Origin of the sequence: Sanyastnella coralliicola (genome assembly GCF_030845195.1) — a bacterium.
GTDB lineage: Bacteria > Bacteroidota > Bacteroidia > Flavobacteriales_D > Sanyastnellaceae > Sanyastnella > Sanyastnella coralliicola.
This window is the reverse complement of sequence record NZ_CP132543.1, coordinates 1,060,897-1,084,894: the sequence shown is the minus strand read 5'-3', so window position 1 is coordinate 1,084,894 and position 23,998 is coordinate 1,060,897. Positions and strand designations below refer to the sequence as shown.

The following is a 23,998-nucleotide window of genomic DNA, read 5'->3' as shown; positions in this document are numbered from 1 at the left end:
CTTTTCGCTTTACCTATTTATGCTGTAGGTGGATTAACCTTCTACTGGATAGACGATCTTAGTCTCGATGTCTTCAGGTGCTACAGTAGAGGGATCGTTCACGTATACTTCGTAAGGGAAGTACCGCATCTCTTGAGGGTTCTCTTTCATGTATGCTTCCATCATCTCCCAAGTTGAAGCAATGCCTTCGTAAGGTCCTTTGTGGATCGTAGACAAACATTTTCCTCCTGGAATCTTCTCCATGATCATACCTTCTGGTACTTCAACGCTATCCGCGACAGGGATTGACATTGAAAGGTCCATCACTCCGTCTTCGTAACGACGAGAGATACAGATTGGCATTCCTGCTTGAGCCATTTCACTTTCTGCCATGAACGTAGCAATCATGCCGTAAGCTGGTCCGTGAACTGCGCCATTGGCAAGATCTTCTTCAGTGACGTTGTCGCGCTGAACAGAAATCACCCATACGTCAGACATCTCCTCTGACATTGGAGCGAATTTAGGCTTAGACTCTACGTAGGTCTTTAGCTGGGCTAGCCCTTTCTTGTAATCTTCCTCGACAGATTGTCCACCAATCATAATCATACCACGGATAAGGAATGGTAGGTCGAATCCAACCATATCCCATGTTACTTCTGTTCCACCTTCTACTTCTTTGAGTGTCCAGTTGGTGTGACCAGCACCCATAGAATTTCCTTCCGCGTCAGCGAAGCTCAATGTATTTTTGATGCTGGTGTTTTCTACAGCTTCGATGATTTCCATCCCACCGTTTCCGGCTTTAGCTGAAGTCCAGTTCATCTGTGCTCCTACTCCGGCGTCTGCACCGTCGTAAGTAGTCACCATGGTTTCGTCGATTCCTTCCCAAGGGCTCCAATTTGGCCATTGTTTGAAATCAGAGATCTCTGCGTAAATGCTAGATGGTGATGCGTCGATCACCGTAGTTTGTGATGTGTCGAAAGAGCTTGGTCCAAGCGCACACAGGATAGCGTACACTCCAAACAAAAGCCCTACGATGAGCAATAGTGCTTTTAGAAATTTCATGACGTTGATTTTGGTTTGTAAGGTGCTGCCAAGTTAAACGAAATCGCCTAAATAATGGTAGGCTAGTCACTTGATTCCTACAAGTGCACATGCTTCGTTATATTGCCACACCAAAACAAGCTCGATGATCTTTTCCGCTATCATTACGAATGACGCTATTGTACTTGGTTTGCTGCTCGCAACCTTGGCTTTGATTTTCTACACTTCGAACCATCCAAGTACCAAGGCTTTCTACAAGTACATTCCATCACTTTTGCTATGTTACTTTATTCCAGCCTTTTACAACTCATTCGGCTTAGTAGATAGCACACAATCAGAGTTATACTACGTGGCATCTCGCTACTTACTTCCAGCCAGTTTGGTTCTCCTTTGCCTGAGCATTGACCTCAAGGCCATTGTGAATCTTGGTTCGAAGGCGGTAATTATGTTCTTCACAGCTACCATCGGTATCGTTATTGGTGGACCTGTAGCTCTTTGGCTCGTTTCAAAGATTGACGGGAATATCCTCCAAGCTGAGGTGCAGAATGAGATGGTGATTTCGAAAGAGAATTATGACCGAATTAATCTCACCTCGGGCAATACGATTACACAGGGTGACATTTTTATCTGGACTAACGCTAACGCGGAAGAAATTAAGATTCAAGTGGATAGTCTTTACAGCTCGTCATACAGCGAAGCAACAGACTCATACACTGCTGTGGCTGGTTTCGTAGCTATCCAAGTCGAATCACAAGACACCACTTACCTTCCGACCATTCCGGCGCATGCGACCATGACCAATATGAATAGCGAATTCTGGCGTGGTCTTTCCACCCTCGCAGGTTCATGGATTGGTGGGGGTGCAAACCAAACAGCACTGAAAGAGATCAGCGATACTCCGGATACTCAGTTCTCAGCAATGGTGATCGTTGACGTCTTCGTAGCGAATATCTGGATGGCGTTCTTGCTCATCGGAGCGGGTATGTCTATTGCCCTTGATCGTCGTCTCAAGGCGGATAATTCGGCTATTGAAGCACTAAAGAAAAAAGTGGAAGACTATCAAGCTAGCATTTCCCGAGTGCCAACCTTCACAGACATTTCAATCATTCTCGCTTTTGCCTTCGGTGGCGTTGCTATTGCGCATGCTTGGGCCGGCTGGGCCGGTCCAGGTCTAGAGTCTTATTTCAATGAGATTAAGGCGAGTGATCCTGATTCCATTGTGGTTTACTTGAGCTCTTTGGGTAGTAAGTTCTTCTGGATCATTATTATTTCCACTATCGTGGGAATCATTCTCTCGTTCACCAAAGCCCGCAATTACGAGGGAGCGGGTGCATCACGCATTGGCTCAATCCTATTGTATGTATTGGTGGCGACGATCGGAATGAAAATGAACATCATTGAGCTGATCGATAACTGGACAAAATACTGCGCTGTTATTTTGATCGGAATTCTCTGGATGCTTGTGCACATCACTGTATTATTGGTGGTTGCCAAGATTATCAAAGCGCCATTCTTCTTTGTAGCTGTAGGTTCTCAAGCTAACGTTGGCGGAGCGGCCTCTGCTCCTATTGTTGCTTCGGCCTTCTCTCCTGCCCTTGCACCGGTTGGTGTACTACTGGCAGTATTAGGTTATGCAGTAGGAACCGTAGCAGCGATTCTATGTATGGAGTTAATGCACTCTATCTACTTGTAAGAAAGCGCTGACAACAGGAAACGTAAGCTCCTGAAACCCTGAGGGTGTCCTTTCGTATATGGAGGCAAAACACCCTGATGCGAACACTTATAACCACCCTACTTATTTGTGGCGCGTTGTGCATGAACGCACAAGACCGCGCTAACTTCTTGCTACGTCCTGTTGGCGCCTTTAGCGAGGCGAATGCCAAAGTTCTTTTTGACGACATGCGCTCGATGACCGTGCGCACACTCACTTGTCACTATACTGCTAAAAGCAAAGAAATTTCCGTCACCTCTGAAGGTGGTTTGGACATGACACAAATGCTCAGATCTCTAGAGAAGAAGGGATGGTTCATTGCCTTGGCGGGTCCGCTTCCTGATGGAAGTCCATACCCAAAAGACTTCACGTTGAGATCAGTTCGCGAACGTTGGCTTGCAGCACACCCTGAACTTCGTTCTGGCACTGGTCCGGTCATTTTCATGACCCAAAAAGAATACGAATCGATTCCCCAAGACAAATTGAACGGAGCGGCAGCCTCGTACGAGATCATTATTGAATGAGAGCAGCGCTGATTGCCATATTATCTCTTTGTGCATCTTGGTCATGGGCTCAATGTGACAATGACAACGTGTATTACGCTGATGCTACTCCATCTTCAGCAGGCTCTACATCTGTTGCCTACTGTGTATGGGGTGGTGAGTACTACACCGTAGATGTTGTCTCAGGTGAGACCTACACTTTCAGCACTTGTGGTGGAAGTTGGGATACCGTTATCACCCTCTACGATGAAGACGGTAACTACATTGACTATAATGATGACGCATGCAGCTGGCAATCAGAACTGTCATGGACTTCAACACTCAACGGCACTATTTGGGTACTGATCGATGAATATGGTTGTGACGACTATTATGGTTGTGGCGCCAACCTATATGTAACATGGGAAGGCGTGGGAGATCCTCCCCCAGCCAACGATGATTGCTCAGGAGCAGAGACCATCGCTTGTGGCGACGTTGTGAACGGAAACACTGATACAGCCACTTGGGATTACGTGAGCGGATGCTGGACAAGCATCGGCGCACCAGGACTTTGGTATTACTTCGAAGGTACGGGCGACTTTGTCACTTTCAGTTTATGTGAATCTGACTACGACACGAAGATCAACCTGTACAGTGATGAATGCGACAACTTAGTCTGTGAAATGGGGAATGATGATTCATGCGATACCCAATCACAAATATCCATCGCGACACTTGAAGGCGTTGACTACTTTATTCTTGTGCAAGGATATGGCGGGGCCACCGGAGACTTCGAACTCGAAGTGACTTGTGAACCCTACTTCTCAACGCTTCACCAAGATTGTGGAGGTTCCGTAACCATATGTACTGATGAAACATTCGGTGGAAACGCAGATGACTATGGTGATTACCAAGATCTCAATGCTACGAACAACGATTGTTTGACCTATGAGCATCAATCGCAGTGGTTTGTCTTTTCACCGGTTACCTCTGGGACCATTGAGTTCACCTTAGTACCAACCGGAGGCATTGACTACGACTTCGCCATCTGGGGGCCTTACCCCGCTGACGAAATCGTTTGTCCACCCTCAGAAGCTCCACTCCGTTGTTCATATTCCGCTCTATACGAGCCTACAGGTTTGGTGATTGGTGCAGGAGATACCACAGAACCACCAAGCGGTGACGCATGGGTTGAGGCCATTACCGTAGCTGAGACCGAATTGAATATGTACTATGTCATGCTCATCGACAACTATACTGCGGATAACACAGCCTATTCATTCGATTGGGACCTGACAGGAGTAACTCTGGATTGCTCATTCGCTTTCCTCCCTGTTGAATTGACTGAGTTTGACGGTACGGTTTATCCAGACCGAAACGAACTTCGTTGGACCACAGCAACAGAGCTAAATAACTCACACTTCGAGATTGAACGTTCTACCGACGGCTTCAACTGGGAAGTCATCGGAGAAATACTAGGTCAAGGAACTACTCAAGAGCAGACCAGCTACATCTACAACGATCGCACACGTCCGTTTGGAACCGCTTATTATAGACTACACCAATTCGACTTCAACGGTGAAAACGAATATTCACCCATGATTGCCCTCACGCATGAGGCTGATGCCGATATCCTGGCCCTCTATCCAAACCCTGGAAAAGGTCGGTTCAGAATGGATATCAAGATGAAATACGAGCAAGTAGTCTTGATTTCACTCATGGATTTGAATGGTCGCCCAGTTTGGTTTGGCAGTTATGACTTGACCGAAGGTGTCAATCAATTGCAGCTTGACTTCTCGAATATGGCCTCTGGAAGCTACATCTTAGATGTTTCCACTGCAGAGCAGTCAATAGCTCAGCAACGACTGGTTAAAAAACCGCAGTGAACAAGGTAGCTTTGCAACTTGTCATTCAGTTGTCAATTGCACCCAATGCTCAAGATCGCCTGGCACCCTTCTTACGCACACCCCCTTCCTGATGGACACCGCTTTCCTATGGAGAAGTACGAGCTCCTTCCTGAGCAGCTCATCCATGAAGGCACTATTTCCGAATCCAATTTATTCGCCCCTTCCCTGCTTGATGAAGCTTCGATTCTTCGCGTTCATGATGAAGAGTATTGGCTGAAGCTCAAGGAACAACGCTTGAGCCGAAAAGAGGAGCGTCGTACAGGATTCCCGCTAAGTCAGCAGTTGGTAGAGCGTGAAATTCGCATCATGCAGGGTACGGTTGACTGTGTTGATCATGCTTTTGAGCATGGCATAGCCATGAACATTGCTGGAGGCACACACCACGCCTATACCGATCATGGTGAGGGCTTCTGTCTTTTGAATGATTTAGCGCTAGCCGCGCGGAACGCTTTGCTTCAAGGAAAGGCAAAACGCGTTCTATTTGTTGATCTGGACGTACATCAAGGCAATGGTTCTGCAGAGATCTTTGAAAAAGATGAATCTGTTTTTACCTTTTCCATGCATGGTGCAAAGAACTATCCAATGCACAAGGAGAAAAGTGATCTGGATATCCCTTTACCAGACGGCACCGACGACAATCACTACTTATCAATTCTGAAAGAAACCCTTCCTCGATTATTCGATATGGTTGAACCAGATCTTATCTGTTTCCAAACGGGTGTTGATGTACTCGAAAGCGATCAATTGGGACGTCTAGGGATGACCATTGATGGCTGCAGAGAGCGAGACAGGATTGTTTTGGAACGATGTCATGAAAACGACGTGCCTGTTATTTGCGCCATGGGAGGCGGATACTCAAAAGATATACGACTGATTGTAGAGGCTCACGCGAATACTTTTCGCTTGGCTCAGGAGATCTACTTCTAATTAAAGCTTGATGCGCGAGAACATGTGCCCCATGTTGTCTTGCTTCGTCTTCAAGTACGACGCATTCTCTTCACCCGGATCAATCTCCACTGGCTGACGAGAAACCACTTCGATTTCAGTGTTTTTGAATGAGCTGACCTTTTCCGGATTATTCGTGAAGAGGTTGATCCTCTTCACACCCAAGTCATTCAAAATCTGAATCGCTGGTGCATAATCACGATCATCTGCATGGAAGCCAAGAGCTAAGTTGGCTTCAATGGTATCCATTCCTTTGTCTTGGAGATTGTAGGCTTTAACTTTGTTGACTAACCCGATTCCTCTTCCCTCTTGACGGAGGTAAATCAAGATTCCCCCATTCTCTCCGAAGTGACGCATAGCGTATTGTAGCTGTTGACCACAATCACAACGCGATGATCCAAAGACATCACCTGTCATACACTCCGAGTGGATGCGCACGTTGAAAACCTCCTGATTATCAGTTGGCTTCATCAGCACAGTGTGAGGGAAATCTGGAAATTCACTTTCATACACCATCATTCGGAATTCGCCTGATGATGTAGGCATACGGGTCTCTGCGAGCTTTCTCATTCGACTAAAAGAACCTCAAAAAGAGGATTTTGTTCGTTGGGCAAAGGTACAGCTTTCCGAATCGCTTTTCCGCGCTAGCGAAATCCTACTTAACAAGAAATGGGAAGTTAGCCGTAGCGGCCTTCCCTCCTTCATCGTGGATATACACGAACAAACGGTATGCTCCCGGGTCAGATGGCGCCGGAACTGAAAACTCCGTTCCCTCTGAGAAAGTATTCGTAAACAGGCTTTCAGGACGCTCCTCGTAGTCACCTCCGGCTTTCGTGTTTGTACTTTCAGGAATGATCTCCAGCTTGATAGAGAGCTTATCGTTCTCCTTATCCTTCGTCACGAGCGTTAGGTCCATGTTATCACCTGTTTCGACGTTGACGCTTTCGAATCGAGTTTTACCATTGACCTTGAACTCCGTAATGCTCGGGGCAAAGTTGTTCGGATCCATCCCATTCCAGTGCTGGTAAAGCACATCAATAGCCTCTGTTTTGCTTCCGTCTTCAAGGAATACACCGTACCAAGTTGGCGTCGTTTCCTGCTTTTGTCCCCAAAGGAAAACGTAAGATCCAACGCAGCTACCACGGTCTTCTTTAATACCGCTTTGGTAACGTTGGTAGTATGAAGATGCCTTCTCAGTGGAAGTTTGCTCGATTGGCGCACCCCAAGTCGTCTTCTGAACTTCCCAGTGTCCTGTTGGTCCCCACTCTGTCACCATGTACGGGCCATCCCAACCGAATAGCTCAATATCGTATTTCAGTCCATCAATTCCACCATACGTGTTCACACCAAGTACATCAATGCTAGGAGCACGCTCCTTGATGAGCTGAACTTCTGCTACATCAATTCCAGCTGTAACACAGCACGTGAGGTGGTTCGGATCTTCTTCGTGAATCATGGCTGCAATCTGTTCGGTTGCATCCCACACGTTGATATCTGAATAAAAAAGGTCAACTTCGTTACCTACACCCCACATCAACAGGGCTGGGTGATCTTTAAACTCACGCACCGCTTGACGGAATCCGTTCAACTGATCTTGAACTGCCCATTCATCACTGTAATCGAAGCCATGGCGTTCGTGCGCCAGCCAAAGGCCGAGCAACACAGTCAAGCCATGTTCATGAGCCTCATCTAGGATAGCTTTGGCGTTATCAAGACCCCATGTTCGGATCGAGTTCCCACCGCATTCTACAACAACATCCATATGTACATGGCCACCGGCTCCTTTGATGTAGAACGGTTCGCCATCTTTAAGAATCTCCCATTGACCATTGATCAGACGTTTTTCAGTCTTTGTCGGTCCTTGAGCGTGTATTGCTCCAGCGGATAAAACTGCCGCTAGGATGATCAGAAACTTCTTCATGGTTTGATCAGCTTTTGGGTACGAACTCCATCAACAGCGACTAGATGGACGATGTAAACACCAGGGGCGAAAACCTCAACAGTTGCGCTGCGTTCAGCGACCGCTGTAGTACCAATTAGTCTTCCTCCGGCATCATACACCTCCATAAAGTCGGCTGATGAATTCGATAATGTTATTGTATTTTCAACCAAGGCCAGGGTGCCTTCGATTTCCTTGAATTCAGCAACTCCTACAGGCACACAATCCACAGCGATCAAGGTAGGATCATCTGTATGGATTAGGTATCCGAGGGGTTGAGCGCTCAACATGCGCATTTGCAACTGATTGATCTCCGTAGGATCTACAGTTGGGTTCGGTGCACTTGTCACCGTGAAATAAACCTGTTCCCATTCGTAGGAAACAGTGGTTTGTCCTTGGAGTGTGATGTAGCTTCCACCGAAAACAGAACCTCCTGACTGCTCTTCATTCATTAGTCTCAACTCAAGTGTCGTACCCGCAGGTGCGTTCGTGAATGTTTTCAGAGCAAGGGTGCGTTCTCCTTCAGCAATAGGTGTTGCATCTGTAATCCCATCAATCGTAAATCGTACGAAGTCTCCTGTCGTTCCTTCTCTCGTCCAACGGGTAGAAACAGAACTACCATTCACTTCGTTTGGTGAAGGCAGTGGGTCCAGAGAAACTGCTCCTGTAGCCGCTGACCAGTGCACTCCGTAATGCGTTTCATTGTCAGACATCACCAATTCACACTCATTCCCTACTCGGATTGATTTCGTGATTGTTGATTGACACTCGCCTGAACCAATTGTCAGGTTTAGATCGTGAACTCCAGGGAAATCCCAGCTCACAACTACGTCTGCTGAGTTACCGCCTGAAACGATGGTTCCACCGTCTGTGCTCCACTGGTATTCCATTCCATCAACCGCTTTCGTGTTGTATGGCACCTCATCACCTAGGAAAGAATAAGGACGACCAGTTATAATGGCCATCTCCGGTAGGTGGTAAACACGTACGTAGTCTACGATCAAATCTGCCTGAGCAGGGGTAGTCTCATCAGGGAATCCTGGGAACCAACCACCAACAGCAAGGTTGAGAATGATGTGGAAGTCTTGATCAAATCGCCAAGGGAATGTTCCTTGGTCTTCAGGTGTTTTCACGCTGAACAACTGGCCATCCAGGTACCAGCGAATCTCGTCGTGTTCCCACTCAATAGCGTATGTATGGAATCCATCAGCCAATGACTGAGGAACACTCACTGTCGCTCCGGTCAATTGGTTGTTCGGCCATTTAGGTCCGTAGTGAAGTGTACCGTGGTTGGTGAACACATCGTTCCCAATTACCTCCGTCACATCAATCTCTCCTGATAGCGGCCATCCGCCATATTCACGAGTTTCTGGAAGTAGCCAGAACGCAGGCCAAAACCCTTGTCCTTCTGGCATCTGGATACGTGCTTCGATACGTCCAGACTTGAACGTTTGAAGATCACGTGTAACGATGCGCGCTGAAGTCCATTCAGGATCTCCCCCTGCTTCAAAATTGGCACGAATGTGAAGGTTTCCATCAGACAAGAACACATTCTCATCTTCATTCGTGTAGAACTGGAGCTCGTTATTCCCCCAGCCACAAAGGTTAGGACAACCATCTCCTAGGTCGAATCCCCAAGTTGAAAGATCTAATGTAGATCCATCAAATTCGTCTGACCAAACCAATTGCTCGCACTGCGCATTAAGCGACAGGGTGAGTGCCAATAAACCAACTACTCCTAAAAGTCTCATTTTACAATCAGTGTTTCTTTCATATCTCCAATCACAACCCCAAATACTCCTGGTTCAACTACCCAGTCGTTGTCGATTCCAACAAAAGCAAAGTCTTGAACAGGGATGGAGAACTGCACTTCCTGGCTAGCTCCCGCATCAAGTTCCACTTTGCGGTAAGCACGTAGTCGCTTCACACTTGGTGTAATCGTTGCTACGCTATCGCTTACGTAAACCTGAATAACGTCTGATCCCGCTAGATCTCCTGTATTCTTGATGACTACAGAAACGTCTAATGTTCCTTTGGCACCTAAGGTATCAGCAGATAAGCTCAGGTCGCTCATTTCAAATGTTGTGTATGACAATCCATCCCCAAACTCGTACAGTGGATTCACTGCATTCGTAGAGAAATCGATGTGCATCATATCCGTGTATTTGTGGTCGTACGTAGTATGCGCTGAAGGATATCTTGGGTAGGTAAATGGTAGGTGCCCTCCAGGGTTGTGTTCACCTAATAATACATCTACTAATGCTCTACCCCCCTGATCTCCAGGCAACATCGCTAAAATAAAAGCATCAATTCCCTCAGGAAGTTCTCCAAACGTGCGTGGACGTCCTTCAGAGAGGATCAATGACGTAGGAACGCTCAATTCTCCTAGTTTACCAATCACTTCTATCTGATTTTCAGGAAGATCGAGGTCTTCAATATCACCTGGTGTTTCCGTGTAAGGTGTTTCACCTAAGAATGCGATTACGTGATCTGCGCTCACTCCTCGTGAAGCCAAGAATTGGTCATTCGTCATGTAGGTAACGCTAGCAAATCTAGACTGTACTTCTTCGAGGAATGATGGCATGTCTGGTGTGTTGTACTGCGGATCTACTCCTTGCCACGTACGTGTCCATCCACCGTTTAATACGTTCAATGAGTTTGCGTTGTCACCAACCACAAGAAGACGTTCTCCACCATTTAGTGGTAAAACGTTTTCATTCTTGAGCATCACGATAGATGCACGAGCTGCTTCCAAAGCACTTGCACGCGCTTCCGCGCTAGCGAAATCAGGATAATCATCAAGAGAAGGCACCTTTGCGTCAAACAGACCAAGATCAAACTTCAATTGAAGAATGCGGCGCACAGACTCGTCAATACGCGCTTCTGAAATCTCTCCTTCTTCTACCAACTCTTTCAAAAGCACAGGGAATTCAAGATCTGTTGGGACCATTGACATATCGATACCTGCGTCAACCGCCATTTTGATTGCTTCCTTATAAGTAGCCGCCACCTTGTGACGAGAAACGAGGTATTTGATGTCTTCCCAATCAGTCACTACCATACCTTCAAACCCAAGCTCATTGCGCAAAAGGTCAGTCAGGATGGCTGGGTTCACGTGCACCGGAATGCCGTTCATTTCTCCTGAGTTCACCATGATGGTTTTCGCACCGCGCTCAATCGCTTCTTCGAAACCTGGAAGGAAGTACTCGCGCAATTGACGTTCAGGCACCCAAGCCTGCGTACGATCCTTACCAGAAAGGGTAACGCTGTACCCCAAGAAGTGCTTGAGACAAGCAGCTACGTGTACAGAGTCTATCTCATCACCAGAACCTTGGTAACCGTCAACCATGGCAGATCCCATATCAGTTACCAGCTTCACGTCTTCTCCGAAAGTCTCCCAGAAACGAGGCCAACGAGGGTCACGCGCAATGTCAAGCACAGGTGAGAAATTCCAAGGAATTCCTGACGCGCGAACTTCATAAGCAGCTGTTTCAGATAGCGACTTCACCATGGAAGTATCCCATGTACACGCCAAACCGATTTGTTGTGGAATCAGCGTGCTGTTGTCAGTGTATGTTACTCCGTGAATCGCATCAATACCGTACAAGACAGGAATTTGATTCGGTGTCTCTTTGGCTTTGTCTTGGATGCGTGTCATAAGATCTAACCAAAACTCTCTTGGGTAGCTGTGACCACCGCAGTTCAAGATGGATCCGACGTTCAAGTCAACGATCACTTCTTGCAGACTAGGCTCATCAATATGATGCGGTTCCACAGAAGCGTAAGGCTCACCTTCCAAGATCATATCAAGGGTAAGCTGAGTCATTTGACCCACCTTTTCCTCCAAGGTCATCTTAGAGAGTAACTCCTCCACTTGGGAATTTTCCTTCGTGGAAGAATTACTTTCATTTGGTTGTTCAACTGGCGAACACGCTATGATCGCCACGCTTAAAATGTATAATAGTATTTGGTTAGTTCGTAACATCCTTGACAATCTCAATTCGGTGAATATTCACGCTTCCCTTCCCTTCAAATTCAAATCGTAACTGCTTGATACGACTCCAGAATTCTCCTTCAGTAGAGAAGTCTGAAAGTGGAATTGAGAACGTCTGTTTCCCATCTCCGCTTTTCTCTACGTAAGCTGAAAGCGCCTTTTTCTTGTGAGCGAAACTATATGCTTCCATGACCATCAAGAGGTCTCCATTTTTCATATTTCTCTCACCTACTTCGACCATTAGTTTCAGGTCGTCATACTTTTCTGTGAAGTCCACTCCTTTCCATCCGGCCCAAGAGGTACCCATGCGCTGCCACTGGCAATTATCACATTCATCCCACTCAAGCTCAAGTGTATTTCCTCTGACGTTGAAGTCTCGGCTTTCGTACTTACCTAGACCCCATACCTTATCAAATGAACCATCGAAAATGACCATGCGGTCATCCGCATCAATGGTATGTGGTGGGAATTCTTTCTTCTTGACAGAACGTTCTTCATGCTCTTCAATTCGAATGTTGTCAATGAGTACGCTTCCGTATCCTTGACACTCCATTACTAGTTGCTTCACGTTACTCAGATCGATACCACAGGTTTGGTAATCGAAACGGTTCATTGGCATTCTGAACTCTTGCCAGTCTTCGGTAATCGGATACGTTTCAAGACAGTAACCTCCAGAAACAGCAGCACTCATTACCCCTCCGTAGTCTTCCAAAAGGAAAACGATGATTGGAATATTCGTTTTGTCTTCTACTGCGCGTATATCCATCACCAAGTCAGCGGTCTCCATGATTGTGAGTAGGTCTTTAGGTTGCCAGTTGTTCCAACCAATTCCCATTCCAACCCAATCACAAGAAGTCTTCGCCCACTCAAGCTTCAGAACGGTACCACGCTCGTCTTTCTTGATACTCTTGAAGTCTTTGCAATCGTCCTTCTCTAGTCCCCAAACGTTATCTGTGGCGTCTTTATAGACAGTCGGCGCTTTGAAATAGCGCATTCCATCTTCCGGTCCCACCAGATTTGGGTCTTCCAAGGTCATTGTCTCGAATGTGATTCCACATCCAATCCACAAGAGTGCTAGCAATATGTATGGTAGCTTTCTCATGGTGTCCAAGGTGTAAATCGAGTGAAGTTCACGTAATCAAGACCGTAACCAATGAAGGTGCTTGTTCCTTCCACAGAAAGGAGAAGGAATTCGATGCTGATGATTCGGTCAACGTCTTGGTTTCCTGTACCGTCAATGTTTCCGAAGCCTCCTACCGTACTCAGGTTAAACGAGCTCAAAGGAATGGAAACCACTTTCCATCCTTTCCAGTCAACCAGAATCTCTGTGTTGTATGTTCCTTCGTTGAAACGATCGTATTCACCATCTAGGTTATCATCTTCTTGAAGACCAATCGACATCCGCGTATTCCCATCGCCGAATCCATGAACGAGCATGTTGATGTACACGTGTTCAGGGTTTGTCGTTTGGAAATCAAAGGTGCTTCCAGCTGGCAGATCTTGAGACGCCGAAGCGGTAGTGTTGATACCACAGATGAATACGCTTCCTTGGTTATCGTAAGTCATTCGCCAGTGACCATTTCCTTCTCCCGCAAACACTTGAATGAATTCAGGTGTGTCAAAGGTTGGGTCTTGCACGAAGTACGAACCATTCACATGCACGTTAGTGGCAGCAGCTTCAGCGAAAGTACCCCATCCTGCAGCTTCTTCGAAGTCTCCAAGTAGGAGGTCAATCGACTGTTCAGGACGAATACCAGCAATGGTAATCGTATCTCCCCAGAGTGTATCAGGGTAGTCAGCGAAGGTCATGTAGGTCAACGCTTCTTCTGATGAGAACAATGGCGCAAAAGTGATACTTCCGTTCCAGTTAGCTACCTCACCTGTCACATCGCGCTCACGACCGGTGATCTCTTTACGAGCTCCTGATGTCATTCCCTCAACTGTAATCGTCCAGTCAGTACGAATGGTCAGTTGTGCAGAAAAATTCACCGTCTCTCCCACTCCAAAGTCAACCGTTTCCCGGTCAGAACTTAATGTTTCTAGCACCTCGAATTCTCCGAAGATATCCTGAAGCTCAGGCCCTTCGATCTCATCTTTACGACACGCTGTAAAAGCGACGAATGCGAGGATTGTGATATATAGAATTCGTTTCATCAGAAGAAAATATTAAAGAGTACCACCAACTGCTGGATGTCATAAGCTCCACGCGGAATATCTGCCGATTCAATCGTTGAAGAACGTCCTTGAATAAGCAGGTGCGTATTCTGGTTGAAGGTGTACTTCATTCCAGCCAACACGGTTTGATCACTCAGATCAATATCTAATTGCTGGTAGTCAGCAATCTCACTAAATGCGTTTCTCATCGCCATGTACTCCGTTCCTTCAGCGTTCAAGTTAATCACGCCTAGTTCTAGGAATAGATCTTGAGTTACCTCGAAAGAAATACCAGCTTCAAGGAAGATGCTTGTCAGATCAACCTCACCGATACCTTCTAGCGCTTCCACTGGAGCGTCAATGGCATCACGCGAAGTTGCTTCATAACGTCCACCCAACTCTACAATCAATCGGTTCTTACCTCCGTAGAGTTCGTTCAATGCGAAACGTCCGCTTACGTCTAAACGAGTGAAGTTTCTGAATTCGCTTGTTCCTTCACCGTTCACCTCTGTCAATAAGGCTAGGTTCGCTTTTATCGATCGAATCGCTGTTGTATCCGTTCCGTAGTCGATACCACCACGAAGTCCTTGACGGTTTGGTGTGGCATCACCATACGGCGACACGTTATTATAAGCTGGAAGGAAAGGCTGAAGTTCAGGAGTGATGGTCAGGTTGTACAACCCAACGTCCGTTAGCACGTCAAACACATTGAATGTACGAGGTGCTTCATTGTTTCCTTGGAAGCTGAAGTCTTGTGGCATCGCTCCAGAAACAATTCGACGACTCTGTGCTCCTGGTGAACGGAAGCCAGAACGTACGAATAGGTATTCTCCGTAGAAACGAAGCTTGTCTTCTGTGTTACGACGAACCCCTAACTGGAAGAACACATCAGAAGTGTCTTCTGGCGCTTCATTGATTTCCTCGTAGCGAGACATGCTCATTCCTCCTTCTCCGTAGAAAATGAGGTCGAGGTCTTCAACCGGCTTCAGTTTCGCGTTGATCGTGTGCACCGTTGTCGCTTTCATCTCTTCTGAGAATTGAGCTGTCTGTGCCACGTCAAATATTCCAACCAAGTTGTAACCAATTTCACCGAAGCCCTTGCGGCCATATACCATGCTTCCCCCACCAATCAAACGATCTGGTGTAAAGAAGAAGTCCGTTTGGCGATTCTTAGCAAGGAACATGTCGAATCCAAGCGTATTTCCTTTTCCAGGAAGACGCAGTTTGAAATCAGTCTGAACCCCTTGCTGGCGCCAGCGATTGTTTCGGTAAAACTGTTCGTACTGAATGATGTCCTCGTAAACATGAAGACTTGACATTCTGTGTTGACCAAGGTCAGCGTCACTGTTGTACAGCGTGAACGGTGTCATCTTCAAATCCAAGTCACCAACACGGTAGCGCACCCTTCCTTTGACTAGACCACGGATGTACAGTTCACGGAAACCAAAGCCAATACCAGCTCCCCAAAATCCATCGAGGTCGCTTGTTACACGAGTTAGTACTCGGATTTCAGTGGAAGGATTTGGGTTTACTTGGAATCCGAGATCGAATAGCGCATAACCAGTCATTTCTTTACGCGCGTTCACGGTATCTGCCGCCAAGGTGTCGCCATTTACAATGGTCTGACGGTACAGATCTCCACCAATCTCACTGTTTTGCATGTAGAATCTCCCGGCTCCGTATACCTGGAATTTCTCATTCTGCGCTAGCGCGGAAATGCTTAACGATGAGATGAGGATCATGAATATGTATTTCGTAATTCTCATCAGAAGAATACTTTAAGTTCTATTGTTGTCTCCGTACCAGAAATGTCATCCTGAACGAAGTTTTCGTCTTTTTGAGTGAATCGCTTATGTCTGATGTACAGACCTGAGCTCTTCGAAAGCCTCACATCGAGCCCTACTCCGAAAGAAGTAGAACGCTGGTCAATTGGACCTGCGGCTGCAGTGGTTGTTCCCGCGTAATTCGAACCTGCGATTGGAGTTCCATCCAAACCATAACTGTCAAAATCGCCAGAGATATCTTCTACCGTTGCCCCGGCAAGGTTGCCATTGAGGTCGCGATAATAGATGTTGTTGGTGCGATCGTTTCCTTTAATGGTTTCCAATCCAACACCCACACTTAAGTCTAACCAATCACGAATAGGTGTGATGAAATCAAACTCGTGGTAATTGGTTCTCAGATATGCGTCATCATTGAAGATTGGAAGCAAGCTCAATCCATCGCCTACAGAACCACTCATTCCGTTGTAGAGAAGGTAGATCGGGTGATCTAGCACATCTACTCGTTGTTTGATTTGGTACTGAAGGGTGTTGAACCCAAGCAAATTCTGAGGAAGTCCGAGTGAATCAACATCAGTAATGAAGACATCCTCAGCAACACCTCTGTAGAAAGCGCTCCATCGTCCGTATGGTCCAATTTGCTGCGCAAACGGAGCGAAACGCGACAAGGCAAGTCCATTGATCTTATGTCCGAACGATAAGCGGTTCGATGCACGCTCCAATTCCTCAGAAACCATGTTTCCGATGGAAATGTGAGTCTTCTCGAAATCAGCGAAAAGGTTGAATGAGAATCCTTGACGGTTGTTCAAAATTTGACCAACGTCTGTGATACTTCCTGCGAATGCGGCAGCTCCACCCCCACCTGTAACAATCTGTCCGGCGTCATCATCAGTGATAATCTGAGTGTTTGACGACAAGAAGTTACCGAAGTAGTTGACGAATTCCGGCGCTAGCCTGAAGACATCAATATCACCGGAAAGCCATGGCGTAATCTCGTTCACACTCACATTTACACGAACCGCTTCGCCATAGTCAAGCTCTTGCGTCGGAGAAAATAAGCTACCAATCCCCGCTTCTGCGTTGACTGCAATCTTGTCATTCGCCCAACGTCCATTGATCGTGTGGAGGCTAATCCCTGCTTTTTGAGTCGCAATCGAATCAGTGTAGAGCAGGTAGTTCATTGTGTTCACGCCAACGAAGCCATTCTCAAAGCTCTTACGCAAGCGACCACCGTAACTCGACGCAGGCAAAGCACGACCGAAAGTGGTCGTAGCCGCTGTTTTACCAAACATTAAGCGCGCGCTGAGTCCAGCTGGCAAATCTGTTAGGTCAAAAAGTGCTCCTTTGAAAGCTTGGTTAGCCCAACGACCGTCTCGGGAAATATCTCCACTCTGCATGTAGATATCCGCACGCTCAGAGCCTTGTCCGTTTCCTTCCCAGGCCCAGCGCTCAAAGAGACTAAATCGGTTATACCCTACAAAACTAGAGAACACCATATCACTCACCTCAACCCAGTTGATCCCTCCTAACTGGAAACCGATCGTTGCGTAATCTGTTGGAACGGTTCCATAAAGGCTAATTCCGAGGTTAAGGTTATTTGGTACACTACCGTTACTTCCTGTGAAGTGCGAGTAGAGTGCATAATCCATACTAATTGAAGCACCGCCACCTGGACGAATGCTTGCAGTCATCAAAAAGATCGGTGGATCACGGTACACATCTCCAACTCCGAAAACGTATGGAGGTGTGTTAGCGAATTGGTTATCCGGTAGAACCTGGAAGTTCTGATCGAGGCTTCGATTGAAACCATAGAAACGGTAATAACCATTTAAAGAGAATCCACTGACGCGTTTTGACAGTTTGTACTCTTTGTCTTCATTCCCTTTCCAGTCTAGGGTATCAGATACCGCAAACGTAGGAACGCTAATCAAGAGTGCTATAATCAAAACAACATTCTTCATCATGCCATTCCGATTGGTGAGAACATTACCCACAGAATAATCACTAGAACCACCAAGATCATCGTCAATAATAAATCTCGTTTTACAGCTGGTTCTTTCATAAATCCGTTGTTGCGATCAGCCATTGTCAAGTACAAGATGGCCTGACGGTCATGCTGAACTCCACGACTTCCAACAAAATGCACGATCGAAGAAATGAAGAAGAGGATCAATGCAAAGTGTAAGAAGTTGATTGAGACAAAGCTGTCGACAAGCCCACCTTTCTGTACTGAAAGGATCGCGTTTCCTGCTGCGTCAGTAGCAGTCATGAATTCAAGCGCAAGACGCACACAACCAATCACAAAACCAGTCCACAGTGCTAGGATAGCTCCTCTGTGGTTCACAGCTGGAGTCAAAATTCCAAATAGGAACACCGCAGCAATCGGTGGTGAAATGTACGCTTGAATACTCTGAAGGTACTTGAATAGTCCTCCGTCTGACATCATGTTTTCCATAAGAGGAATCCATGCCAAACCGATAACCACTAAAACCGCTGTTGATACTTGTCCGATGTATACCAGACGACGTTCACTCAAATCTGGGTTCCAGATTTTGAAGAAGTCCATTGTCACTAGCGTGGAACAAGAGTTGAATACACTACTGAGCGAGCTCATCAGCGCTGCAAGCAGTCCAGCTGCAACCAGTCCTTTTAGACCGACCGGAAGGTAGTTCGCTACCATCGCAGGGAGTGCAGCATCATAAAGAATCTCTCCGTCTTCTCCGAGAAGAAGGGTACCGTCTTGTGTGAACAGTCCGAATGCTACGACCCCTGGCAGTACAAATAAGAAGATTGGAAGTAGCTTCAAGAAGCCAGCAAAGATGGTTCCTTGACGCGCATTTGCAGGGTCTTTAGCAGAAAGTACACGTTGTACAATAAACTGGTCAGTACACCAGTACCATACACCAAGAATAGGTGCTCCGAAGAGAATTCCTGTCCATGGGTAATTGGTATCACTGTTTGGTCTCCAAAGGCTCAGGTAATCTGTAGCTTTTGAATCGCCCACGTCAGCGGTAATTGATGCCATCATGGCATCCCATCCACCGAGTTGATCGATACCAAAAGCCGTGACTGCAATAGCACCACCTATCAGTACAAACATCTGCACCATGTCAGTATATACCACTGCCTTCAGACCTCCGAAAATAGTGTAAACACCAGTGGCGATGACCACGAGTACTGCACCTGTCCAGAACTCAATACCAAGCAATTGCTCGAAAACAAGTGCACCAGCAAAGATGGTTACCGAGATCTTCGTGAGAACATATGCAAGGATCGAGATCACACTCAAGTATCGGCGAGCTCCTCGAGAGTATCGTTTCTCCAAGAATTCAGGCATCGTAAACACCCCACTCTTAATGTAGAATGGTACGAATACCCAACCGAGAAGAAGGAGAATAAGAGCTGCAAGGATTTCAAACTGTCCGTTGACAAAATCCCCTCGCGCACCCGAACCGGCAAGGCCGATTAGGTGTTCAGATCCAATGTTGGAAGCAAACAGCGAAGCACCGATAACAAACCAGCCACTGTTCTTACCTCCTAGGAAGTAGGCATCCGACGATTTCTCCTTACGCTCTTTTCGAGTGACATAGAAAGCCACAGCAAAAATGAGCAGGAAATAAGCGCCGACTACCAGAAAGTCGAGCGTATCCATGTGATTACGGCTGGATGAACAGTGTCTTCTGTTCGCTCACTCCCGCTTCGCTTGTCACATGAACAGTGTAAAGTCCTGTAGATAGGTATGAAAGATCGATCTGCGTTTGTGTCTGGATGATCAAATCACTAGCTACTAGTGAACCCATTGAATTGTACACATCGTAACGCTCTAGCTGTTCGCTAGCCTTAATGTTTACAAGTCCTGTTGAAGGGTTCGGGTAGATTTCAAGATCAATTGAAGACTGCTCTTCAACGTTCACCAATGTTTCGACAATTAGGTTGTCAATGTAGAAGGTCTCAGCGAGCTCTTGTCCTGGTTCAATTAGAATAACGAAATCAGTGGCGTTTGGAGCACCTTGAATTGGCGCTAGATCAAGTGAGAATGTCTCCCACTGAAGAGAAGTGGTTGTAACGAATTCTCCTAGGATTAATTCCAATCCGAAATCATCTTGGATAGAGAATAGAACCGTGCTTGGCGCAGCTGGATCCCAAAAGTCGAAGTATAACGTTGTTGTTTCTCCTACTGGGATATTTAGTGCCTGAGCGAAGTTTCCAACAACTACGTCATCCGGAGCTCCTCCGTTACGCGCGTATTCCAAACACTTATCGTCTTGGTCAAGCGCAGGATCTGGGAAGATTGACATACGACCGTCAGTGTATTCAATGACAAATCCATCGTTATCACAATCAGCATCCATCAACACAAAGTCTGCTTCGTTGTATGCTTCACAAGGCGCTTCTGCACGCTCGGCCCCCATGAGGTTGTCAAAGTAATATGTTTCAGATACGTTTACTCCTGGGTTGAAAAGAAGAACCATTTCATCACAGTCAACGTTTGCAGTTGCTGCATCTGGCCACCAACCTGCATTCGCACCGTCAGTCCAAGGCTGTCCTGTTAGTGTGAACTCGAGTGTTTCCCATTCACCACCTGTCGTAGTGATCGCTTGGTACTCTGAGTGACGTCCACCCGGGTAGCCATTGTTAGCCGCAAGCTCAGCGTTTTGAAGTGAAATTTGAACGGTAATTCCAGGAACTGGTGCGAACACATCCATTGTCATTGTCTTTTCACCTGCTAGGTATGGAGCAAGATCACCCAATTCTCCACAATCAACGAGGATAACATCGAAAGTTTCGGCTGGATTACGAGTATACTCTGCACATGAAGGACTGTCATTAACGTCATTCGGGCCAGGGTTTACTGTGTATTGAAGTAATGTTCCGTGCCAACCAGGCCATTCCATACCTCCAATTCCGTTGTTCATTTGTTCCGGGAAAGGAATATTCAATCCGTAAGTCACCGTTCGAACGTCGTCAAACGAATCATACATCTCCTGTGCTGTTACGAGCGAGCAGGTCATTAATGTTGCTACGAGCAATGCGTAAATCTTCTTCATTTGTAAAGGTTTGTGAGCAAGTTAATGTAGGATTAAAGAATCGACAACAACCACACTACATCGTAACCACATCCACCGAAATTCGCACTACATCATCAGTACATCATTCGCCAATTATTCAGCCTCGATTCCTTTGTAATATAAAGGTTTTTAACGACTTTCACTTCACCTTAGCACTACATCAATGAAGGTTAGACTACTTTCACAAATTATTGGTTTCCTGCTCACATTGACGCTGACATGTGATGTATCATTCGGACAGACAGAAGGGACTTCCAAAGTCATCAACTTCAAAAAGTCTGACTATGAGGGTGGTAGTCAAACACGAGAGATAGCCCAGTTAGACAATGGCTACATCGTTGCTGCGAATAACGATGGGCTTTTACTTTACGACGGAGTTGAATGGCACCTTTATCGTCAGCCGAATGGAACCATTCAACGTTCGATTGCACTGGATGGCTCTAAGGTATATTGTGGTGGACAGAACGAGCTTGGTTTCTGGGACTTTGAGCAGCGTTCACCTGAGTACATTTCATTGATAGACCAAATCCCAAGTAATGGTCGTCAGTTTGGTGAGGTGTGGGAACTCCAGTTTCAAGAAGGCAAGCTTTTCGCACGATGTGAGAATCACTTTCTCATCTTTAACAGAAACGACCAGAGTTGCTCAATCAATTATAAAGGCGAGCGACTAGTCCGAAGTATTAGTGGTCCGCTTCTTCACTTCCGTGACTCCGTGGCCTTTGACGTGATTAACAACAATGCTTTTCGAACTCTTCCTACCGATGTAGGTGAATTTGTTGACGTTGTCATTCTTCAAAATGGTACAGAAATCATTTTTACGGTAGGAAATGGAGGTATCCCTTTGAATAGTGAGATTGATCAGCCCTTGGCCGAATTAAACGAGTTATTGAGGAGATACTTTGTAAACACTATCATTGAAACCAAGAATGGTTTTCTGTTTACGACTCGCCGAGGTGGTGTCATTACTACTGATTTTGATTTGGACATCACAGGCCAGATAACAGTATCGGAGGGCCTCCAACGAAATGATATCCTCGCTTCATTCTTAGACTCGAATGACGATGTCTGGTTAGGCACCACGAATGGCATCGATGTACTGAATACGAGTGCTCCTTACTACAAACTATCCCCAGATGGCTTTCTCAAAGGTGCAGGGTACGCATGCATAGAATACCAAGGGATCATGTACTTCGGTACGAACAATGGTTTATTCAAAGCTGAGCCCGAAAGCTTTAATGCCTACTCCATGGTAGGCGATTTAGTTGGTCAGATCTGGGGTCTTGATGTTTACGACGATCTGCTTTGGATTTCACATCAGGATGGCCTTTTCACCTATGACGGTGAAACTTTAAGACATCTGTACAATGGCATTGGCACATGGCAGGTGGTGAAACTCGGCTCCAATGAGGATGTACTCATCTCCGGCCATTATGACGGACTTGGCCTTATTCAAAAACAACAAGGCACCTGGAAATTCATTGATCGAATCACGGGAATTGATCAAAGTGCCCGTATCATGGCTGAAGAGGACGAATCCACTTGGTGGGTTAGTCATCCCTACATAGGAGCATGGAGAGTCGAATTCAATGATCTTTTGCACCCAAACGTGCAGTTCTACGATCAGGAAAATGGATTCCCAAGCAACCAAAAGATCTACGTGGAACGGGTTGGTGACAACCTCATTTTTACGTCTGAAGAAGGGCTATACACCTACGATACAAACAGCAAGAGCGTTAAGCCATTGAACGGCATTGAGGAACACTTCCCCTCTACTCCGTCCTTCAGACGAGTATTCAATGGCCCAAAAGAAGACATGTGGTTCATCACCGAAACAGAATTCGGGATTATGAATATCACTGAATCTGCCATTGACAAAACCGTGAGTGTCGCTGCCATCCCAGAATTGAAGCAAAAGCTAGTTAACGGGTTCGAAAGTGCAGAGTTCATCAATGACAGCGTAGCATACGTCGGAGCAGAAGACGGTTTCATCTCGATTGATCTCAACGACTTGAATCGTTTTCTCGAAAAGACTCCTTCGCTCACCCTCCGAACCGTTGAATCGTTGAATAATGATACGACATATTACTCCACTCTGAATCAGAATGAGAATGTCTTAGAGTTGAACAAGTCAGAAGCGTCCTTCCGAATTCGATTCAGACCTACATCGTTCATTCAAGAACGCGCCATCTCTGTACAAACCCGATTGGAGGGCTTCGAAGACGAATGGACAGTTGATGACGGGAGCTATTTCAGAGACTATACTAACCTCCCAGCAGATGACTACACTTTCGTTGCACGCATTGTCGACGGAAATGGAACAGTACTTTCTTCAACATCTTTCAATATTGAAGTCCAATCAGCGTGGTATTCTTCAACGATTGCCGTTTTTTCATGGATCACCCTGGGTGCGGTAATTTTAGTCCTTGTATACCTCTCTAACGAGCGCAAATACAAAAAGGAAAAGGCGGCTCTCGTAATCGAAAAGGAGAAAGAGCTTCAAGAGCAGAAAGACCAGAGTGTTCAAGTGATCGATCAGATCCGGAGCGAACAATTAGAATCTGAGATAGCCCACAAGAACAAAGAACTCGCTTCAGCCACCATGCACCTTGTACAAAAAGGGAAGCTGCTTCAGGGAATTAAAGATGGACTCCAAGGAATCAAAATCGATGATGCAGAAAAGGCGTCCAAAGAAATTAGAAGGCTGATTAAGGTGATTAACAGCGATATGAAGCTTGATAACAACTGGGATCAGTTCGAATTACATTTCGATCAAGTTCACGTTGACTTCTTGAAGAGATTGAGAGATCAGTTCCCTCAACTGACGCCCAATGACCATAAGCTCTGTGCCTACCTTCGAATGAACCTCACAACGAAAGAGATCGCCACTATCATGAACATTAGCGTTCGTGGTGTCGAGATTTCAAGATACCGACTCAGAAAGAAATTGGGAATAGACAAAGAGGTGAACCTTACTGAGTTCATCCTCAATGTCTAAT

At 46.2% G+C, this 23,998-nt stretch carries 16 protein-coding genes; 5 read left to right on the top strand and 11 right to left on the bottom strand.

Features of this window, described 5'->3' with window-relative positions; translation table 11 throughout:
• Window positions 1–33 precede the first annotated feature (33 nt).
• Complete coding sequence (locus tag RA156_RS04610; RefSeq protein WP_306643219.1) at window positions 34–1,041, bottom strand: SRPBCC family protein; 1,008 nt, start codon at window positions 1,039–1,041, stop codon at window positions 34–36.
• A gap of 124 nt (window positions 1,042–1,165) precedes the next feature.
• Here RA156_RS04610 and RA156_RS04605 point away from each other — a divergent pair, with 124 nt between their 5' ends.
• The 4 genes from RA156_RS04605 to RA156_RS04590 all read left to right on the top strand — a co-directional run bounded on the left by RA156_RS04605 (window position 1,166) and on the right by RA156_RS04590 (window position 6,047).
• Window positions 1,166–2,713, top strand: a complete 1,548-nt coding sequence (locus RA156_RS04605; protein WP_306643217.1) for a DUF819 family protein — start codon at window positions 1,166–1,168, stop codon at window positions 2,711–2,713.
• Between the two features lie 77 nt (window positions 2,714–2,790).
• Window positions 2,791–3,255, top strand: coding sequence for a hypothetical protein (locus tag RA156_RS04600; protein WP_306643215.1), 465 nt, complete (start codon window positions 2,791–2,793; stop codon window positions 3,253–3,255).
• Entirely contained in the window at window positions 3,252–5,099 is a 1,848-nt protein-coding gene (locus RA156_RS04595) for a DUF8695 domain-containing protein (protein WP_306643214.1), read from the top strand. Before RA156_RS04600 ends, RA156_RS04595 begins: the two co-directional genes overlap by 4 nt.
• A 45-nt stretch (window positions 5,100–5,144) precedes the next feature.
• Window positions 5,145–6,047 carry a histone deacetylase family protein gene (locus tag RA156_RS04590; protein ID WP_306643213.1) on the top strand — a complete coding sequence of 301 codons (903 nt, stop codon included), beginning with the start codon at window positions 5,145–5,147 and terminating at the stop codon, window positions 6,045–6,047.
• Here RA156_RS04590 and ribA read toward each other — a convergent pair whose 3' ends face one another.
• The 10 genes from ribA to RA156_RS04540 form a co-directional block, all read right to left on the bottom strand.
• Window positions 6,048–6,635 (bottom strand): GTP cyclohydrolase II, encoded by a 588-nt coding sequence (gene ribA / locus RA156_RS04585; RefSeq protein WP_306643212.1) that lies wholly within the window; start codon window positions 6,633–6,635, stop codon window positions 6,048–6,050.
• An 85-nt stretch (window positions 6,636–6,720) separates the two neighbouring features.
• Window positions 6,721–7,986, bottom strand: coding sequence for a glycoside hydrolase family 2 TIM barrel-domain containing protein (locus RA156_RS04580; protein WP_306643210.1), 1,266 nt, complete (start codon window positions 7,984–7,986; stop codon window positions 6,721–6,723).
• A complete protein-coding gene (locus RA156_RS04575) occupies window positions 7,983–9,755 on the bottom strand; it encodes a family 16 glycosylhydrolase (RefSeq protein ID WP_306643209.1) in 1,773 nt (590 codons plus the stop codon). The genes RA156_RS04580 and RA156_RS04575 overlap by 4 nt, the downstream gene beginning before the upstream one ends.
• The gene (locus RA156_RS04570) at window positions 9,752–11,878 is read right to left on the bottom strand and encodes a beta-glucosidase family protein (RefSeq protein ID WP_306643207.1); all 2,127 of its coding nucleotides are present in this window, start codon (window positions 11,876–11,878) and stop codon (window positions 9,752–9,754) included. The genes RA156_RS04575 and RA156_RS04570 overlap by 4 nt, the downstream gene beginning before the upstream one ends.
• A 97-nt stretch (window positions 11,879–11,975) precedes the next feature.
• Window positions 11,976–13,100: a hypothetical protein gene (locus RA156_RS04565; RefSeq protein ID WP_306643205.1), complete on the bottom strand. Its 1,125-nt coding sequence runs from the start codon at window positions 13,098–13,100 to the stop codon at window positions 11,976–11,978.
• Window positions 13,097–14,152 (bottom strand): hypothetical protein, encoded by a 1,056-nt coding sequence (locus RA156_RS04560; RefSeq protein WP_306643203.1) that lies wholly within the window; start codon window positions 14,150–14,152, stop codon window positions 13,097–13,099. Before RA156_RS04560 ends, RA156_RS04565 begins: the two co-directional genes overlap by 4 nt.
• Window positions 14,152–15,894 carry a hypothetical protein gene (locus RA156_RS04555; protein WP_306643201.1) on the bottom strand — a complete coding sequence of 581 codons (1,743 nt, stop codon included), beginning with the start codon at window positions 15,892–15,894 and terminating at the stop codon, window positions 14,152–14,154. Before RA156_RS04555 ends, RA156_RS04560 begins: the two co-directional genes overlap by 1 nt.
• 23 nt (window positions 15,895–15,917) lie before the next feature.
• Window positions 15,918–17,897 carry a hypothetical protein gene (locus tag RA156_RS04550; RefSeq protein WP_306643199.1) on the bottom strand — a complete coding sequence of 660 codons (1,980 nt, stop codon included), beginning with the start codon at window positions 17,895–17,897 and terminating at the stop codon, window positions 15,918–15,920.
• The gene (locus RA156_RS04545) at window positions 17,894–19,585 is read right to left on the bottom strand and encodes a sodium:solute symporter (RefSeq protein ID WP_306643197.1); all 1,692 of its coding nucleotides are present in this window, start codon (window positions 19,583–19,585) and stop codon (window positions 17,894–17,896) included. The genes RA156_RS04550 and RA156_RS04545 overlap by 4 nt, the downstream gene beginning before the upstream one ends.
• Window positions 19,586–19,589: 4 nt before the next feature.
• Complete coding sequence (locus RA156_RS04540; protein ID WP_306643195.1) at window positions 19,590–20,981, bottom strand: T9SS type A sorting domain-containing protein; 1,392 nt, start codon at window positions 20,979–20,981, stop codon at window positions 19,590–19,592.
• 184 nt (window positions 20,982–21,165) lie between these two features.
• On the opposite strand from RA156_RS04540, the gene RA156_RS04535 reads away from it, so the two are divergent.
• The gene (locus tag RA156_RS04535; RefSeq protein WP_306643194.1) at window positions 21,166–23,997 is read left to right on the top strand and encodes a helix-turn-helix and ligand-binding sensor domain-containing protein; all 2,832 of its coding nucleotides are present in this window, start codon (window positions 21,166–21,168) and stop codon (window positions 23,995–23,997) included.
• The last annotated feature ends 1 nt before the right edge of the window (window position 23,998 follow it).